Origin of the sequence: Sphingomonas sp. (assembly GCF_039594485.1) — a bacterium.
Classification (GTDB): domain Bacteria; phylum Pseudomonadota; class Alphaproteobacteria; order Sphingomonadales; family Sphingomonadaceae; genus Sphingomonas.
Genome location: NZ_JBCNNI010000024.1, coordinates 46,846 through 64,916 on the forward strand (window position 1 = coordinate 46,846; position 18,071 = coordinate 64,916).

An 18,071-nucleotide genomic window follows, 5' to 3' on the forward strand; every position below is an offset into this window, starting at 1 on the left:
CCCCAACGCCGTCGAAGTCGCGCACGTTCCCAAGAAAACCAATCAATTCTAATGAATTGATAAGGATCAAGATCACTTAATTCTTGGCGGCCATGACCTTTTCATAAAGGCCTGGAACGCCACCATGGCCGCCACGCGCCGGTGACGGACGGGCATAATGATAGCCCTGCTGCCACCGCGCGCCGCTGACATACGCCAGGTCGGCCATGCCTTGCGTCTCCACCCCTTCGATGATGACCGTGCCGCCCAGTTCGCGGATCAGGCCGACCAGATGCGGCAGGCTGTCGCAGAGTTTGGGTTCCTGGATCGCGCGCTTCAGGAAGAGGCCGTCGATCTTCACCAGCGCGGGCACCAGTTCCATCAACTGCCGGATCGAGGTGAAACCCGCGCCGAAATCGTCCAGCGCCAGCGTCACACCGATATCCCGCAATCGCCGGGCAAAGGCGACCGCCTTCTCGATCTGGGGTATGGGTTCGGTCTCGGTGATTTCGACGACCAACCGGTTGGCCATGTCGGGGCGGGTCGCCAGATCGGCCAGGATGATGGCCCACCATCCGTTCAGATGCGCCGAGGTGGCCGAGATATTGACCGCCAGTGTCGCGCCGGGGTCGCTCCGCAGTTCCTCCAGGACATGGCGGACCATCAGCCAATCGAAGGTCGATGCCGTGCCTGTCCGCGCCAGCGCCGGGAAGATGACGCCGGGCGACAGCGCCTCGTTCTCCTCGCCGAAACGGACCAGCCCCTCATGATAGAGGATCCGATCGGACTGACCATAATCGCAGACGGGTTGCCAATGCGGCATCATTCGCCCCTCGCTGACGCAACGAAAGGCATGGGCGATGATCTGCATGTCGCTCTTGTAGATGGCGAACCAACGCTCGCCATGGTCGCGCTGGATGTCGCGGGGGCAGCGGTAGCGCGGCGGATCATCATATTGCCACGCCATCACCGCGTGCAACACCGCGCCGGGCTCCCCGGTGGTCAGCGCGACCGAAATGGGCTCGGCGGTCAAGCGGCACGTCAGGTCGGCCATCCGCTCCCATTCGGCCATACCCCCGGTGCGAACGTCGCTGACGATCCGAAACCGCCCCGGCGCGCGGCACCGCTCCAACCCCAGTCCCGCACGACGCAGGCGCATTTCCACATGACTGATGACCTGCTCGGCGACCACCGGCCCCCAGCAGGCTTCGATCAGCGCGACATTGCTGATCTCGATCTCATGATGCCCGATCGGCACTTCACCCACCCCTCAGCAAGGAAGCCCACCACAGCCCAATCCCCAGTGGTAATGGCCAACAACTTGCGAGTGCTAGCCGTGAGTCATCCCATTGCAAAGGTGAAACCGGTTTTGTTAACCATGTTTCCCTAATATTTAACCAATCTTCACCAGATTCCTGAAACTATCGCACCGCAACAATAGCTTGGAGGTGCGTCGGATCAATCCAGATTGGGCCGCAGCCAACGCGTCGCCTGGGTAAGATCGACTCCGCGCCGCACCGCGTAATCGGCCACCTGATCTTCACCGATCCGGGCGACACCGAAATATTCGGCCTGCCCATGGCCGAAATAGAAACCACTGACGGCGGCGGTGGGCAGCATCGCGAAGCTGTCGGTCAATTCCAATCCGACCGCCTGTTCCGCCCCCAGCAGATCGAACAGCGTCCGCTTGATGCTGTGCTCCGGGCAGGCCGGATAGCCGGGCGCGGGGCGGATGCCGCGATATTGCTCGCGGATCAGCGCCTCGTTGGTCAATTGCTCGCCCGCCGCATAGCCCCACAGGTCGGTGCGGACATGCGCATGGAGCCGCTCGGCGAACGCCTCGGCCAGGCGGTCGGCCAGCGCCTTCAGCAGGATGTCGTTATAATCGTCATGGTTCGCCCGGAAGCGTTCGATATGCGCGTCGATGCCGTGGATGCCGACCGCGAAGCCGCCGATCCAGTCGTCGGACGTGTCGATGAAGTCGGCCAGGCACATATTGGCGCGCCCCTCGCGCTTGGCGATCTGCTGGCGCAGGAAGGGGATGCGGGTTTCTTCGCCCTTGGCGGTCAGGATGACATCATCGCCGTCGCGGCGACACGGCCAGAGCGCGGCGATACCGCGTGCTGTCAGCCACTTCTCGGCGATGATCGTGTCGAGCATGGCCTGCGCGTCGGCATAGAGGCCGCTGGCACTCTCGCCCACGACCTCGTCGGTCAGGATGGCCGGGAAATTGCCCGCCAGTTCCCAGGCACGGAAGAAGGGCGTCCAGTCGATATAGTCGCGCAGATCGGACAGGTCCCAATCCTGATAGACATGGATACCCGGCTGCTTCGGATCGCCCGCCTTCAGCGCCATGTCGGCGACGAAGCCGCGTGCGCGGGCTTCTTCCAGCGGCAACAGGGCATTGGCACCCTTGCCCTCGCGTGCCTTGCGGACGGCTTCGTAATCGGCGGCAACCTGCGCGACATAAGGGTCGCGCTGGGTATCGGACACCAGCGTCGTCGCCACGCCGACTGCGCGGGATGCGTCGAGGACGTGCACCACCGGCCCCGAATAGGCCGGCGCGATGCGCAGCGCGGTGTGCACCTTGGAGGTCGTCGCGCCGCCGATCAGCAGTGGCATGGTCATGCCCGCACGCTGCATCTCCTCGCCCACCGTCACCATCTCATCGAGGCTGGGGGTGATCAGGCCCGACAGGCCGATCATGTCGGCGTCATTCTCGTTCGCCGCCGCGATGATCTTCGACCAGGGTACCATGACGCCCAGATCGACCACCTCGAAGCCGTTGCACTGGAGCACGACGCCGACGATGTTCTTGCCGATATCGTGGACGTCGCCCTTCACGGTCGCGAGCACGATCCGCCCCTTGCCCTTGGCGCCGGGTTCCTTCGCGGCCTCGATGAAGGGGAGCAGATGGGCGACCGCCTTCTTCATGACGCGGGCGGACTTGACCACCTGCGGCAGGAACATCTTGCCCGAGCCGAACAGGTCGCCGACTACGTTCATCCCGTCCATCAACGGCCCTTCGATCACCTCGATCGGGCGGGCAAAGGCCTGGCGGCACTCCTCGGTGTCGTCGACGACATGCGCGTCGATGCCCTTGACCAGCGCATATTCCAGCCGCTTGACCACCGGCAGGCTGCGCCACTCGGCCGCCTGCTTCTCCGCCACCGCATCGGTGCCGCGATAGCGCTCGGCCAGCGCGACCAGCCGCTCGCCAGCCTCCGGGTCGCGGTTGAGGATCACATCCTCGCAAGCGGTGCGCAGTTCGGGATCGATCGTGTCGTACACGTCGAGCTGACCCGCATTGACGATTGCCATGTCCATGCCCGCCGGGATGGCATGGTAGAGGAACACCGAGTGCATCGCGCGGCGCACCGGCTCGTTGCCGCGAAAGCTGAACGACAGGTTCGACAGGCCGCCAGAGATATGGACGTGCGGACAACGCGCCTTGATCTCGCGACAGGCCTCGATGAAATCGACGCCGTAATTGTTATGCTCTTCGATGCCGGTCGCGACCGCGAAGACATTGGGGTCGAAGATGATGTCCTCGGGCGGAAAGCCGATCCCCATCAACAGGTCATAGGCGCGCGCGCAAATCTCGACCTTGCGGTCCTTGGTATCGGCCTGCCCCACCTCGTCGAACGCCATGACGACCACCGCCGCGCCGTAAGCCATGCAGCGGCGGGCATAATGGAGGAACGACTCCTCGCCTTCCTTCATGCTGATCGAATTGACGATCGGCTTGCCCGAGACGCATTTCAGACCCGCCTCGATCACGCTCCATTTCGAGCTGTCGATCATGATCGGCACGCGCGCGATATCGGGCTCGGCGGCGATCAGCTTGAGGAAGGTGGTCATGGCGTATTCGGCGTCGAGCAGCCCTTCGTCCATGTTGACGTCGACCACCTGCGCGCCATTCTCGACCTGGCTGCGCGCCACCTCCACCGCGCGGGCATAGTCGCCCGCCAGGATCATCTTCTTGAACGCCGCCGATCCGGTGACGTTGGTCCGCTCGCCGACATTGACGAAATTGGTGGAGGTGTTGGTGGTCATCATGTTGTTCCTAGCCCCTCCCCTTCAGGGGAGGGGTTGGGGGTGGGGTCTGTCCAGGCAGTCAAAAGGTCCGGGATGAAGGCCACGCCCCACCCCCCGACCCCTCCCCTGAAGGGGAGAGGGCCATTCAGGTCACGCCGCCATGGTGAACGGCTCCAGCCCCGCCAGGCGGGTGACGACCGGCGGGGTCGGGATGGTGCGGGGCTTCATGCCCTTCACCTTGTCGGCGATCGCCTTGATATGCGCAGGCGTCGAGCCGCAGCAGCCGCCCAGCACATTGACCTGCCCCTCGACCGCCCATTCGCCGACCAGCCCGGCCGTAGTCACCGGCGCCTCGTCATAGGCACCCAGTTCGTTGGGCAGTCCGGCATTGGGATAGATCATGATCAGCGTGTCGCAGATTTCGCTCAGGGTCTTCACATGCGGGCGAAGCTGCTCGGCACCGAACGAGCAGTTCAGCCCGATGGTCAGCGGCTTGGCGTGGCGGACCGCGTGCCAGAAGGCCTCAACCGTATGGCCCGACAGATTGCGGCCCGACAGATCGGTCAGCGTCATCGACAGCATGATCGGGATGTCGCGGCCCAGCGCCTCGCCCGCCTCGATCGTCGCCATGATCCCGGCCTTGGCGTTCAGCGTATCGAACACCGTCTCGATCAGGATGAAGTCCGCCCCGCCCTCGACCAGCGCGTCGATCTGTTCGCGGTACACGTCCTTCAGGTAATCGAAGTCGATCTCGCGATAGCCCGGATCGTTGACGTCCGGCGACAGCGACAAAGTCTTGTTGGTCGGCCCGATCGCGCCCGCGACGAAGCGGGGACGGCCATCCTTCGCGGCGAACTCGTCGGCGATACGGCGGGCGAGCCTGGCGCTCTCGACATTGATCTCGCGCACCAGATGTTCAGCGCCGTAATCGGCCTGGCTGATCCGGTTGGCCGAGAAGGTGTTGGTCTCGGCGATGTCCGCCCCCGCCTCGAAATAGGCGCGGTGGATCGCCTCGGGCACCTCGGGCTTGGTGAGCGCGAGGATATCGTTATTGCCCTTCTGGTCGTGGGTCAGGCCCAGCGTGCCCGCATAGGCCGCCTCGTCCAGCTTCCAGTTCTGGATCTCGGTGCCGAACGCGCCATCGGTGATGAGGATGCGCTTGGCGGCTTCGGCGAGGAACGTGTCGCGGGTCGTCATGATCTACTCCTGCCCCTCCGGCGAAGGGCGTATTGGCATTCGTCGAGGGCGGAGGGGTTACGCCGCCGCTACCGTCTCGACCTTCTTGCCGCGCACGCCCAGCATATGGCTGATCGCATAGGCCAGTTCGGCGCGGTTGAGCGTGTAGAAGTGGAAGCCCTTCACCCCGCCCGCATAGAGCCGGCGGCACATCTCGGCGGCGATGGTCGCCGCGACGAGCTGGCGCGCGCCGGGATGGTCGTCCAGCCCCTCGAACAGCCGGTCCATCCAGTCGGGGATCTGCGCCCCGCACATCGCAGCGAACTTGCGGGTCTGCGCGACATTCGACACCGGCAGGATGCCCGGCACGATCTCCGCCGTGATCCCCGCCGCCGCCGCCGCATCGCGGAACCGGAAATAGGCTTCGGGCGAGAAGAAGAACTGCGTGATCGCCCGGGTCGCGCCCGCATCGATCTTGCGCTTCAGATTGTCGATATCGGCCTTCTGATCCACCGAGTCCGGGTGGCATTCGGGATAGGCCGCGACCGAAATCTCGAACGGATGCAGCTTCTTGAGACCCGCCACCAGATCGGCGGCATTCTCATAGCCGCCCGGATGGCTGACGAACCGCGCGCCCTCGGCGGGGGGATCGCCGCGCAACGCGACGATGTGCCGCACGCCGGCCGCCCAATATTCGTTCGCGATCTGGTCGACTTCCTCGCGCGTCGCCTCGACGCAGGTGAGATGCGCCGCCGCCGCCAGCGTCGTCTCGCGCTGGATCCGCGCGACCGTCGCATGGGTCCGCTCACGGGTCGAGCCACCCGCACCATAGGTCACCGACACGAAGCGCGGGTCCAGCGGCTCCAGCGCGCGGATCGCGTCCCAGAGCTGCGCGTCCATCTTCTCCGTCTTGGGCGGGAAGAATTCGAAGCTGACCGCGATATCGCCGCCGACATCGGCGAACAGCGGCTCGTCATGCGCCAGCGCGGCCGCTCCCTGAGTCAGGATCGTGTTCGTCATGCCGCCTTCACCCTATTCGTCTCGACGGGCCGAAGCCCCTTTTTCACACCCAGCCAGAGTTTGACGGTCAGTTCGCCGCCCTCCAGCGTCTCGGTCTGCGCCAATGTCAGCCCGGCGGGGCCGAACCAGCCCGCCATCTGCTCATCGGCAAAGCCCAGGCGGCTATGCGCCGCCTTTTGCCGCAATTCCTCGCGATCATGCGGCGCGAAGTCCGCGATCAGCAGGCGCCCGCCCGGCCCCAGCACCCGCGCCGCCTCCGCGATCGCCGCGCCCGGCTGCTGCGCGAAGTGGAGAACATGGTGCAGGATGGCGATATCCGCGGCCCCATCGCCCATGGGCAGTGCATACAGGTCCGCCTGCCGCAATTCGGTGTTGCTGCGCCCGTGCAGCTTGGCGCGGGCCAGGCGCAGCATCTCGGACGAACGGTCGATGCCCAGGGCCGCATCGGCGCGCTCGCCGAACAGCTCCAGCATCCGGCCGGTGCCGGTGCCGATATCGATCAGCGTGCCGAGATGGCCTTCGCCGATCAGGCCCGCCATCGCATCCTCGATCTCGCTGTCGGCGACATGGAGCGAGCGGATCGCATCCCACTCGCCCGCATGATCCTCGAACCAGGCCGCCGCGCTCGCCGCCCGGTCGGCACGGACCGCCGCCAGCCGTGCGACATCGGCCACCACCCAGGGGTCGGGCGTCTCCGCCGTCCAGCGATCGAGCGCGGCCATGACCGGCTCCACCGCCTCGCGATCGCCCAGCGCGACGAAGACCCAGCTTCCTTCCTTGCGCCGCTCGGCCAGTTCGGAATCGACCAGGATCTTCACATGGCGACTAACGCGCGGCTGGCTCTGGCCCAGCACCTGCGCCAGTTCGCCCACCGACAGCTCCATCGAGCGGAGCAGCGCCAATATGCGCAGCCGCGTCGGATCGCCCAGGGCGCGAAAGATTTCCAGCGCGTTCGCCATGGATCACGATATAAAGATATCTTTATATGCGGTCAACGGAAGGAACTGATTTCGGCCGACACGGACCCGAAACGGATCATCTGCGTTGGCACGCCGATCACAGTTTAAACGGGAGTGTTTGTCATGAAGAAGGTCCTCATCCTCGCCCTGACGGGTGCCGCCGCGATGACGCTGGCGGCGTGCAGCCAGAACAGCCGCACCCAGACCGAACAGGCCGCCGACGCGATCGCGGCGGATGCCAAGGCGACGACGCAGAACGCGTCCGACGATGTCGAGGCCGCCACGGCCCGCGCGCTGAACTCGGCCGAGAACACCATCGATCGCGCGGGCGACAAGCTCGACCGGGCCGGCGATCGTGCCGCGGCCCATGCCGACCGTGCGGGTGACAATATCGACCGCGGGCTGGACCGGGCCGGCGACAAGATCGAGCAGGGTGCCAACAATGCCCGCCAGGCGACCGGCAACGCGCTGGTCCGCGCGGGCGAGGATGTCCGCCGCTAAAGCCCTTGCCCTTGGACAATATGGAAGCGTCCTTGGACAGTATGGAAGCGGGCCGACGAGGGTGTCTCGTCGGCCCGTTTTTCATGGGTCCATGCCGGGCCCGAGCCAGGCCTCAATCGAAACGAACCTTGCCCCGCCCGGCCTTGACCTGGCTCCGCCCCTTCTTGGCGTCCACCCGCCGGGTCTGCGACGCCCGCGTCGGTTTGGTCGGACGACGCTTCTTGGGTATGATGGTCGCCTCGCGGATCAGCTCGATCAACCGCTCGCGCACCTCGCGCCGGTTCATCTCCTGCGACCGGCTGGCATCGGCGCGCAGGGTCAATACCCCGTCCTTGCTCAGCCGCTGCCCCGCCAGGACCGCGAGGCGCATCTTCACCGCCTCGGGCAAGCTCGGCGAGTTCTCCACGTCGAAACGCAGCAGCACCGCGCTGTCGGTCGTGTTGACATGCTGTCCGCCCGGCCCGGAGGCGCGGGTGAAGCTCTCGGAAATCTCGCGCTCGTCGATCGCGATGGCGCGGGTGACAGGGATCAGCGCCACGTGCGGCGCCTATCCGGCGAACACGCCGAAGCGCTCGGGCGTCGGGGCCTCCGCCGTGATCGGGTCCTTGGCGTCGCCGCGCGGCACCGTCAGGCTGGCGGCGTGGAGCAACATGCCCCCCGCTTCACCTGCGCCGTAAACCAGATCGCCGACGACCGGAGCCCCCAGGCCCGTGGCCGCATGGACGCGAATCTGATGCGTGCGCCCCGTCTCCGGCCGGAACTCGACCAGCGTCCGTCCGCCCTCATGCCGCAGCGCGCGCCAGGCGGTTCGGGCCGCCTTGCCCGCCGGGTCCGCGACCATCCGCCAACCCGTCTCGCGCGTCGAGACCTTGGCCAGCGCCAGATCGATCATCCCCTCGCCCTCGACCAGGCCGTTCAGCACCGCAAGATAGCGTTTCTGGACCAGCCCCGCCTCGAACGCCTGCTGCAACCGGGCATGCGCCTTGGGATTGCGCGACAGGAGCAGGCAGCCGCTGGTGTCCCGATCCAGACGGTGGACCGCCTGCGGCCATCGCTTGAACCCGAATTTCAGCGATTCCATATGGTTTTCGAGGCTGATCGACCCGTCGCGGGGCCGATCGACGGGCAAGCCCGCCGGTTTGTCGATCACCAGCGCTTCGCCGTCGATGAATAGAACGCGATCTCCGTGCATGGCGCTCCCTTGCCACCGCGCGCGCCGACATGCCAGAGGCGCGGGCGTCATGTCGCGTGTCGCCCGCCTTTTCCCCACCACTATTGTCCGGTTGACCGCGCTCCTCACGCTCGCGGCAGCGCCGACGCTGGTCCAGGCCCAATCCTGTGATGGGCCGCTGCCACCGCCGGGGCCGGATGGACGGGTCGCAGGGCATTTTCCTTATGCCGACGCGCCGCCCGGCGAGCTTCTTCCCGCACCCCCTGGTTTCGCGCTGGGCAAGCCCTGCTATGTGCGGCGCGAGATGCTGGCCGATCTGGAGCGGCTGCTCGCCGCCGCACGGGGCGATCCGGCGGTGATGGGGCAGTTGCGCGGGCTGTCCTGCCACCGTGCGGCGATGCGCCAGGGCCATGTCTTTTGCCGCGAACGGGACGATTCGGCGGCCGAACGCGCGCTGTCGGTCGCGCCGCCGGGCCATAGCGAGCACGCTACCGGCTATGCGATCGACTTCGCGGTGCGCCCCTCGCCCAATTGCCCCGATGCCGAGGCGTGCATGGCGGCGACGCCCGCCGCGCGCTGGCTGTTCGCCAACGGCCCGCGTTTCGGATTCGAGATGAGCTTTCCAGCGGGCAACCAGCAGCGGGTGAAATGGGAGCCATGGCACTGGCGCTGGGTGGGCACGAGCGCCTCGGCCCCCTGGGCCGCGCAGGCCCGTGCGATCTTCGCCAAGGCCCGGGCGCAGTTTCCCGCCAATCCGCGGGTCCGCGATCCGTTCAAGGTAACGGTGGCAAGCCAGCCACCGATTCCGGCACCCCCGCCCGTTCCGGTCAAGCAAAAGGGCAGGCGTCGGTAAGACGTTCCCTGCCCCGCCATTCCCTCAAGAGGTGTCGAGGCCTGCGCCCCGACCATGTCCCGCGATCGATCGATTCCCGCAATCTTCGACTTGGATCACGCCGAGCGGGATCAGGCCGAGCGGGAATGGGAATCACGGTCCGAAAAAACGGGGGCACCACCCGGCGCCCCCGTCCTCCGCATCATCCGAACAGCTTGGCGGCCGTCTCGGCGATGCGCTTGCCCTGATAGCGGGCACCGTCCAGGTCGACCTGGCTGGGCTGGCGGCTGCCATCGCCGTCCGCCAGCGTCGAGGCACCATAAGGCGTGCCGCCATGGACTTCCTTCACGCCCATCTGGCCCTGGAAGCCATAGTCGAGCCCGACGATGGTCATGCCATGGTGGATCAGGTTGGTCAGGACCGAGAACAGCGTCGTCTCCTGCCCGCCATGCTGGCTGGCGGTCGAGGTGAAGGCGCCGCCGACCTTGCCGACAAGCCCACCGCGCATCCAGACCCCGCCGGTCGTGTCCCAGAAGGCCGCCATCTGGCTCGCCATCCGGCCATAGCGGGTCGGCGTGCCGACGATGATCGCATCATAGTTGGTCAGCGCATCGGGGCCCTCGATCTCGGGATGGGCGGTGTCGGTCTTGAAGTGCGCGGCCTTGACCACCGCCTCGGGCGCGGTTTCGGCGACGCGGCGGATGTCCACCTCGGCCCCGGCCGAGCGGGCGCCCTCGGCAATGGCATCGGCCATCTGCTCGATATGACCGTAGGACGAATAATAAAGGACCAGAACCTTGGCCATGTGATGTACTCCCTTCCAGAAAATTGAATTACGCGGCGTCGACCAGTACGATCTCGGCATCCTCGATGGCCGTGATCGTCACGGTCCGGCCGCCGGACAGGGCCGCGCCGTCCCGGGCGGCGAACGGCATACCGTCGATTTCGATCCGTCCCGTGGCGGGGACGAGATAGGCGTGACGCCCCGCCCCCACGCTATGGGTCAGGCTTTCCCCGGCGCGCAGCGTCGCGCCCAGCACGCGGGCATCGGCGCGGATGCGCAGGCTGTCGCCATCCTCCTCGAACCCGCTGGCCAGCGTCACGAACTTGCCCGACCGCTCGCCCTTGGGGAACGGCTTGGCGCCCCAGCTCGGCTGACCGCCCCGACTGCGCGGCTCGATCCAGATCTGGAACAGCGTGGTCGGTTCGGCTTCGAGATTATATTCGGCATGGCGCACGCCCGAGCCAGCGCTCATCACCTGGACATCGCCCGCCGCGGTACGGCCGACATTGCCCATCGAATCCTGATGGGTGATGGCGCCGGTGCGGACATAGGTGATAATCTCCATGTCGGCATGGGGGTGCGGCGGAAAACCGGCATTCGGGGCGATGACGTCGTCGTTCCACACCCGGATCGCCCCCCAGCCCATGCGAGCCGGGTCATAATAGTTGGCGAACGAGAAATGGTGGCGGGCGTCCAGCCAGCCGTGATTGGCATGGCCCAGGCTTTCGAAGCTGCGCCGGTCGATGGCTTTGTCGATGACAGGAGCGGTCATGGGATGTCTCCATTGGTTGCCCACAAGATAGGGACGATCTTGATCGCGTAAACGGAAACGCTGGAAACCGATCGTTTCCATGTGCATTATAGCGCCGAGCCGACCGCCACGGGGTCGCGCAACGGGGCACGAGGGGGTCGAGGATGCGTCTGCCGGATCTGGAAGCCTGGGCCATCTTTGCCGCGGTGGTCGAGCATCGCTCCTTCAGCGCCGCCGCCGACGCGATCGGCCTGTCCAAGGCCACCGTATCCAAGGCGATCACCCGGCTCGAAGCGCAGCTCAACCAGTCGCTGTTCCACCGCACCTCGCGCCGACTCGCCCTGACCGAGGCGGGCAAGCCGCTGGCCGAGCATGCCGCGCGCATCCTGGCCGAGGCCCGCGCCGCCGAGGAAGCCGCCCGCGATGCCGCCAGCGCGCCCGCCGGCCGCATCCGGCTGGCCGCTCCCATGTCGTTCGGCGTGACCAATATCGCGCCCATCATCGCCGATTTCCTGGCCCGGCATCCGGGCATCGAGATCGAACTCAGCCTGTCGGACGCACGCGTCGACATCGTGGCCGAAGGCTATGACATCGCACTGCGCATCGCCGACCTGCCCGACAGTTCGCTGCGTGCGCGGCGTCTGTGCGGCATTTCGACGCATATCGTCGCCTCTCCCGCCTATCTCGCGGAGCATGGCCATCCCCGCCATCCCAACGAACTGGGCGAGCACCGGCTGCTCAGCTATTCCAACATCACCGGGCCCTGGCGGTTTCGCCATGCCAATGGCGCGGAAGTGTCGGTGCGGCCGCAGGGACCGCTGACGGCCAATAGCGGCGATGCGCTGGTCCCCGCCGTCGTCGCCGGGCTGGGCATTGCGCGGCTGCCCGGCTTCATCATCGGGCCGCACATCGCGAATGGCCGCGTCGTGCCGATCCTGGAGGACTGGACCCCGCCGCCGATCGGCCTCCATCTCCTGACCCCGCCCAGCCCCCTGCGCCCCGCGCGGGTCGAGGCGCTGATCGCCTGGCTGGCGGAGACGGTGCGCGATCCCTGTACCACCGCCCGCGCCCCGGAGGCCGTCCGATGAACCGCCTGCGCCCCGATGAGCAGGATGCGCGCTTCATCCGCCGCATCGTCCTGACCCTGCTGATCCTCGCGCTCACCGCCGCCCTGTTCCGCGCGGGCGACCTGTTGATCCTGGCGTTCGGATCGATCCTGGGGGCGATCGTCATCCATGCCATCGCCGATCTCTATGCCGAGCGGCTGCCGATCGGGCCGCGGCGATCGTTGAGCCTGTCGGTCGCGACCGTCCTGGCGGTGCTGGGCTTCCTGGCATGGCTGTTCGGCGTCGCCTTTCGCCAGCAGCTCAATACGCTGGTCACGCAGTTGCCGAACCTTATCGACCAGCTTGCCGCCTGGGCCTCGCAATCGCCGGTCGGGGCCAAGGTCGTCGATGCGGTCCGCTCCGCCTATGCGGGGAGCCGGGTGGCGCAGGATATCGGCGGCATCGTGAGCGGCGCGGGCGAGTTCATCCTCAACTGCCTGCTCCTGCTGGTCGGCGCGCTGTTCTTCGCCGCCGATCCCAAGATCTATGAGCGCGGCTTCCTGTTGCTGGTGCCGCGATCGATGCGTCCGGCAATGGAGGACGCGCTGTTCGATACCGGCTCGACATTGCGGCTGTGGTTGCGGGCGCAGTTGATCCAGATGACCACGATGGGCGTGCTGGTCGGCGTCGGGCTGGCGATTGCGGGCGTGCCATCGGCGGCGGCGCTCGGGCTGCTGACGGGGCTCAGCGAGTTCGTGCCCTATGTCGGACCGATCGCCGCGATGCTCCCGGCGCTGGGTCTGGCGGCGCAGGGCGGCACAAATGCGATCATCGGCACGCTCATCACCTTCGCCGTCGTCCGGCTGATCCAGACCAACGCCATCACCCCCTTCGTGACCAGCCGCGTCGTCGCGATCCCGCCCGCCGTCACCCTCTTCGCGATCATCGGCATCGGCACGATCTTCGGCCTGTTCGGCCTGTTCTTTTCCGCCGCGCTGCTGATCGTCGCCTTCACGCTGATCCGCAGCCTCTATCTGCGCGAAGTTCTGGGCGAAGACATTCCGCGAGCGGACCATCACAGCCTGCTCGATCGTCGCGCACGCCTGAAACAAGATGCTAATAATCCGGGTTAGGATCGAATTAACCTTTTGCGTTCACATGTGCGTTGGTTAATGATTGAACCGTCAGATCGCCGGGGAGCTGGGGCGGTCTCTTCGCGAAATGGGGACTATCGATGCGCGTGTTGCTGATCGAGGACGAACCGACGACCGCCAAAGCCATCGAGCTGATGCTCGGCAGCGAGGGCTTCAACGTCTACACGACCGACCTGGGCGAAGAGGGCCTCGATCTCGGCAAGCTGTACGACTATGACATTATCCTGCTCGACCTGAACCTGCCGGACATGCATGGCTATGACGTGCTGAAGCGGCTTCGCGTCGCCCGCGTCTCGACGCCGGTGCTGATCCTGTCCGGCATCAACGAGATGGACTCGAAGGTGCGCAGCTTCGGCTTCGGCGCGGACGACTATGTGACCAAGCCCTTCCACCGCGAGGAACTGATCGCGCGCATCCACGCCGTGGTCCGCCGGTCCAAGGGGCATTCGCAGTCGATCATCCGCACTGGCAAGCTGGCGGTCAATCTCGACGCCAAGACGGTCGAGGTCGACAATGCCCGCGTCCACCTGACCGGCAAGGAATATGCGATGCTGGAGCTGTTGTCGCTCCGCAAGGGCACGACCCTGACCAAGGAGATGTTCCTGAACCATCTCTATGGCGGGATGGACGAGCCCGAACTGAAGATCATCGACGTCTTCATCTGCAAGCTGCGCAAGAAGCTGAGCCTGGCCTGCGAGGGCGAGAATTATATCGAGACGGTCTGGGGCCGCGGCTATGTGCTGCGCGAACCCGACGAGGGAGACATGGAACAGGCGGCGGTCGCCTGATCTCCTGTCGTCCGAGGCATTGAAATGGCCGGTTCGCGGGAGCGGACCGGCCTTTTTCTTTGGGGCGATCGCTGCTTGTTCTCGCTGAGCACCTCAACCGCAGTTTCCGAAACGGCGTGTCGGCTATTGCCCAATCCGTACCATTGACAAGATAATGTCCGCGATCCGATACCGGACGTGTGAGAGGTTTTGGCGGAGGGTCAAGGGTTGGTCGAGAAGGGAGGAATAAGGAAGTTCAGCAAGGTAGCTTTGCTTATATGCACCCTGACCTTGTTCGCGCCTGTATTCACTACCGTTGTCCTTATGCAGAATAGACCGATAGTTTCTGTTGGCCGTCCACCGAAGATAGTTCCTGCAAATTGGATATGCGGTCGGGTCTACACCGGCCCATATTGCGTTAAGGTCAGCCAGCAAGATAGGACAATGCGACAGCTCTCCTTTTTGATCGCACTTATATTTGGCGTCCCCGCTCTGCTAATTCAGATACCAGAGACGCTCCGGCGGCAAAGGCTTACGCCAGCTTCCCGCAAACGGGGTTTCTGAACGACCGCTCTCCATCAATTGCCGCCGTTATATTAGCCCAAGGCATGACCGCTAACGAGACGACAGCGCAGATCGCTGTCCTGTTAGGCATGGCCAAGCAGAATAGCAAAACGCCCCGGGTTTCCCCGAGGCGTTTAGTTTTACATCACCATCCGGCGATCCACCAGCGAATGACCAAACCGCAGCCGCGCCCCGCGCGGTCGCGCGGGTCCGGGTCATTCCCACTCGATCGTGCCGGGGGGCTTGCTGGTATAGTCGTAGACGACGCGGTTAATGCCCTTCACCTCGTTGATGATCCGGGTCGTCACGCGCGGCAGGAAGTCGCCGGGGAAGTCGAACGCCTGCGCCGTCATCCCGTCGACCGAGGTCACCGCCCGCAGCGCCAGCACCGAGTCATAGGTCCGGCCATCGCCCATCACGCCGACCGAGCGGACCGGCAGCAGCACCGCGAACGCCTGCCAGATGGCATCATAAAGCCCGGCCTTGCGGATTTCCTCCAGATAGATCGCATCTGCCTTGCGCAGGATGTCGCAGCGTTCGCGCGTCACCTCTCCGGGAATACGGATGGCGAGGCCGGGTCCGGGGAACGGATGGCGACCGACGAATATGTCGGGCAGGCCCAGTTCGCGGCCCAGCACGCGGACCTCGTCCTTGAACAGTTCGCGAAGCGGTTCGACCAGCTTCATGTTCATCCGCTCGGGGAGACCGCCGACATTGTGGTGGCTCTTGATCGTCACCGACGGACCGCCGGTGAAGCTGACGCTCTCGATCACGTCCGGGTAGAGCGTGCCCTGCGCCAGGAACTCGGCACCGCCGATCTTCTTGGCCTCGGCCTCGAAGACGTCGATGAAGGTCTTGCCGATGAACTTGCGCTTGGCCTCGGGATCGGTGACGCCCGCCAGACCGTCCATGAACAGGTCCTGCGCATCCACATGGACCAGCGGGATGTTGTAATGGCCACGGAACAGGCCGACCACCTGCTCCGCCTCGCCCTGGCGAAGGATGCCGCCGTCGACGAAGACGCAGGTCAACTGGTCGCCGATCGCCTCATGAATCAGGAGTGCGGCCACCGACGAGTCGACCCCGCCCGACAGCCCGCAGATCACCCGGCCGCTGCCGACCTGTTCGCGGATCTCGGCGATCTTGGCGGCGCGGAACTCGGCCATCGTCCAGTCGCCCGAGAGCCCGGCAACGTGCCGCACGAAATTGGCGATCAGCCTGGCGCCGTCCGGCGTGTGCACGACCTCCGGGTGGAACTGCATCGCATAGATGCGGCGTTCCTCATTGGCGATGATCGCATAGGGCGCGCCGGGGCTGGTCGCGACGACCTGGAAGCCCGGAGCCAGTGCGGTCACCTTGTCACCATGGCTCATCCATACCTGATGCCGCTCGCCGGTCTTCCACAGTCCGTCGAACAGGGCGCATTCGCCCTCGACCGTGATGAAGGCCTCGCCGAACTCGCCGCTGTCGCCCTTCTCGACCTTGCCGCCCAGTTGCTCGGTCAGCGCCTGCTGGCCATAGCAGATGCCCAGCATCGGCAGGCCGCTGTCGAGGATCGCCTGCGGGATGCGCGGGCTGTTCTCGTCCACCACGGACGCCGGGCCGCCGGAAAGGATGACCGCGGCGGGGTTGATCCGCGCGAACGCCGCGTCGGCCGATTGGAAGGGTACGATCTCGCTATAGACCCCCGCCTCGCGCACGCGGCGCGCGATAAGCTGGGTGACCTGGCTGCCGAAATCGACGATGAGGATGCTGTCGGGGTGCTCCATGGCGGTCCGATAGCGATGTCTTTTGGAAAATGCTACCGGGTCGGGAGGGTTTGAATCCCGTCGATCGCGACCATCCGAACGGCCTGCGCATCGACGCGGCAGCGGAAGGCACGGCTCTCGCCCGCCTCACGGTAACTGGTGCGCAGCAACACATCGCCCTGCACGTCATAGCCATTGCCGAGCGGATGGGCCGAGCGGACCTGCCCGACCTGCGCCAGCGCGAAGCTGCGCCGCCCCTCGCCTTCCGCCGCCTTGGCACAGGCATGGACAGCCGCCTCGTCGTCCGTTTCCGCGCGATAGGGCGAAGGCGCTTCGGCGGCCCGAACCGGACGGGAGACATCGATTGCGCCCGAATCGGTATCGGGCGTCACATTCCTGCCCGCGGCCAGCGCGACCGCCGTTGTGAGCAGCGCACCGGCGACGAAGCCCCCGACAATGGCATCCGCCTGCTTGCGCTGTTGGGGGGTCTGCCATTGCCGTTCGCGATCGGTGGGATTGAACGGCCCGACCGGCACGACCTGCGTGGACGTGGTGGGCGAAGACGGCCCATCCTGCGCCGCGAGCGGCAGGGGAAGCACCAGACCCGCCAGAATCCATCCGACCGTCGTGCGACGCATTCCCTGTCTCCCTCGATCCGCAGCCGTAACGTTATACGTCCCGGCTTTCGCTTCGCTGAACATAAGTGAAATTGCGGGTACGAAAAAGGGCCGCGCCATCGCTGGCACGGCCCTCTCTCGAAGGTGTCTCGAAAGACGCGTGGAAATTACGCGGCTTCGTCGAAATCTTCCTCGGTCATGACCGGACCCGAATCCTGGCCCTTCGCCGAGACGTCGCGATCGACGAACTCGATGATCGCCATCGGCGAGGCGTCCGACGCGCGGATGCCGGCCTTGATGATGCGGGTATAGCCACCGTTGCGGTCCGCATAGCGCGACGCCAGAACGTCGAACAGCTTCACGAGCTGCGCGTCGTCGAGCAGGCGGGCATGGGCCAGACGACGGTTCGAGAGACCGCCCTTCTTGGCCAGTGTCACCAGCTTTTCGACATAGGGACGCAGTTCCTTCGCCTTGGCGACGGTGGTGGTGATCTGCTCGTGCTTGATCAACGCTGCCGCCATGTTGCGGAAGAGCGCGGTACGATGAGCCGAGGTACGCTGCAGCTTACGGCCGCCGACGCGATGACGCATGGGTAGTTCCTTCGTTCGTTAAGGGGCCGTGTCACGGAACCCCAGACCCGGTGACCGTTGAGGCCGTCACCTTCACCTATCTTGTTGCCCTCCGGCTCTGGAGCCGGGGAGCGGGTCAGCAAAGCTGGATCGGCCGGGCCGGATCACGGCAAAGCCGCGATCCTGACATCGAACGGGTCGCCCATGGGCGACCCGCCGGCCGGGCTTTCGCCGCCTTGCGGATAGCGTGGCTATCCGCGTGCGGCTCAGCCCATGATCTCCTGTTCCAGCTTCTTGGCCATTTCCTCGATATTCTCGGGCGGCCAGCCGGGGATTTCCATGCCCAGGCGCAGACCCATGGACGACAGCACTTCCTTGATCTCGTTCAGCGACTT

Annotated in this window: 17 protein-coding genes and 1 pseudogene; 5 read left to right on the forward strand and 13 right to left on the reverse strand. The window is 65.6% G+C overall.

Translation table 11 applies throughout. The annotated features are described in order from the left end of the window. Positions 1–76: 76 nt before the first annotated feature. The 5 genes from ABDV78_RS12850 to ABDV78_RS12870 form a co-directional block, all read right to left on the reverse strand. Positions 77–1,237, reverse strand: coding sequence for an EAL domain-containing protein (locus ABDV78_RS12850; protein ID WP_343527777.1), 1,161 nt, complete (start codon positions 1,235–1,237; stop codon positions 77–79). Positions 1,238–1,437: 200 nt separating this feature from the next. Next, positions 1,438–4,035, reverse strand: coding sequence for a methionine synthase (metH, locus tag ABDV78_RS12855; protein WP_343527797.1), 2,598 nt, complete (start codon positions 4,033–4,035; stop codon positions 1,438–1,440). A gap of 132 nt (positions 4,036–4,167) precedes the next feature. Continuing rightward, positions 4,168–5,214, reverse strand: a complete 1,047-nt coding sequence (locus tag ABDV78_RS12860; RefSeq protein WP_343527778.1) for a homocysteine S-methyltransferase family protein — start codon at positions 5,212–5,214, stop codon at positions 4,168–4,170. 57 nt (positions 5,215–5,271) lie between these two features. Continuing rightward, positions 5,272–6,213 carry a methylenetetrahydrofolate reductase gene (gene metF, locus ABDV78_RS12865; RefSeq protein ID WP_343527779.1) on the reverse strand — a complete coding sequence of 314 codons (942 nt, stop codon included), beginning with the start codon at positions 6,211–6,213 and terminating at the stop codon, positions 5,272–5,274. Beyond that, the gene (locus ABDV78_RS12870; protein ID WP_343527780.1) at positions 6,210–7,172 is read right to left on the reverse strand and encodes a metalloregulator ArsR/SmtB family transcription factor; all 963 of its coding nucleotides are present in this window, start codon (positions 7,170–7,172) and stop codon (positions 6,210–6,212) included. Before ABDV78_RS12870 ends, metF begins: the two co-directional genes overlap by 4 nt. A 123-nt stretch (positions 7,173–7,295) precedes the next feature. On the opposite strand from ABDV78_RS12870, the gene ABDV78_RS12875 reads away from it, so the two are divergent. After that, entirely contained in the window at positions 7,296–7,673 is a 378-nt protein-coding gene (locus ABDV78_RS12875; RefSeq protein ID WP_343527781.1) for a hypothetical protein, read from the forward strand. 112 nt (positions 7,674–7,785) lie between these two features. Here the strand turns inward: ABDV78_RS12875 and arfB are convergent, their stop codons facing one another. Continuing rightward, entirely contained in the window at positions 7,786–8,211 is a 426-nt protein-coding gene (gene arfB, locus ABDV78_RS12880) for an alternative ribosome rescue aminoacyl-tRNA hydrolase ArfB (protein WP_343527783.1), read from the reverse strand. A 9-nt stretch (positions 8,212–8,220) separates the two neighbouring features. After that, entirely contained in the window at positions 8,221–8,865 is a 645-nt protein-coding gene (locus tag ABDV78_RS12885; protein ID WP_343527784.1) for an RNA pseudouridine synthase, read from the reverse strand. A gap of 91 nt (positions 8,866–8,956) precedes the next feature. On the opposite strand from ABDV78_RS12885, the gene ABDV78_RS12890 reads away from it, so the two are divergent. Next, positions 8,957–9,697 carry a M15 family metallopeptidase gene (locus tag ABDV78_RS12890; RefSeq protein WP_343527785.1) on the forward strand — a complete coding sequence of 247 codons (741 nt, stop codon included), beginning with the start codon at positions 8,957–8,959 and terminating at the stop codon, positions 9,695–9,697. A gap of 181 nt (positions 9,698–9,878) precedes the next feature. Here the strand turns inward: ABDV78_RS12890 and wrbA are convergent, their stop codons facing one another. Beyond that, positions 9,879–10,481 carry an NAD(P)H:quinone oxidoreductase gene (gene wrbA / locus ABDV78_RS12895; RefSeq protein ID WP_343527786.1) on the reverse strand — a complete coding sequence of 201 codons (603 nt, stop codon included), beginning with the start codon at positions 10,479–10,481 and terminating at the stop codon, positions 9,879–9,881. Between the two features lie 28 nt (positions 10,482–10,509). Beyond that, positions 10,510–11,232 (reverse strand): pirin family protein, encoded by a 723-nt coding sequence (locus ABDV78_RS12900; protein WP_343527787.1) that lies wholly within the window; start codon positions 11,230–11,232, stop codon positions 10,510–10,512. 143 nt (positions 11,233–11,375) lie between these two features. Between ABDV78_RS12900 and ABDV78_RS12905 the strand changes: the two genes are divergently transcribed. From ABDV78_RS12905 to ABDV78_RS12915, 3 genes are all read left to right on the forward strand, one after another. After that, positions 11,376–12,299 (forward strand): LysR family transcriptional regulator, encoded by a 924-nt coding sequence (locus ABDV78_RS12905; RefSeq protein WP_343527788.1) that lies wholly within the window; start codon positions 11,376–11,378, stop codon positions 12,297–12,299. Further along, entirely contained in the window at positions 12,296–13,390 is a 1,095-nt protein-coding gene (locus tag ABDV78_RS12910; RefSeq protein WP_343527789.1) for an AI-2E family transporter, read from the forward strand. The genes ABDV78_RS12905 and ABDV78_RS12910 overlap by 4 nt, the downstream gene beginning before the upstream one ends. Before the next feature lie 101 nt (positions 13,391–13,491). Then, positions 13,492–14,199, forward strand: coding sequence for a response regulator transcription factor (locus tag ABDV78_RS12915; protein WP_343527790.1), 708 nt, complete (start codon positions 13,492–13,494; stop codon positions 14,197–14,199). 758 nt (positions 14,200–14,957) lie between these two features. On the opposite strand, the gene guaA is transcribed toward ABDV78_RS12915, so the two are convergent. The 4 genes and pseudogenes from guaA to ABDV78_RS12935 all read right to left on the reverse strand — a co-directional run. Continuing rightward, entirely contained in the window at positions 14,958–16,511 is a 1,554-nt protein-coding gene (guaA, locus tag ABDV78_RS12920) for a glutamine-hydrolyzing GMP synthase (protein ID WP_343527791.1), read from the reverse strand. Between the two features lie 32 nt (positions 16,512–16,543). Then, positions 16,544–17,128, reverse strand: coding sequence for a hypothetical protein (locus ABDV78_RS12925; protein WP_343527792.1), 585 nt, complete (start codon positions 17,126–17,128; stop codon positions 16,544–16,546). A 146-nt stretch (positions 17,129–17,274) separates the two neighbouring features. Next, positions 17,275–17,697, reverse strand: a complete 423-nt coding sequence (gene rplQ, locus ABDV78_RS12930) for a 50S ribosomal protein L17 (RefSeq protein WP_343527794.1) — start codon at positions 17,695–17,697, stop codon at positions 17,275–17,277. Between the two features lie 245 nt (positions 17,698–17,942). After that, positions 17,943–18,071, reverse strand: a pseudogene (locus ABDV78_RS12935) (DNA-directed RNA polymerase subunit alpha); the annotation flags it as partial.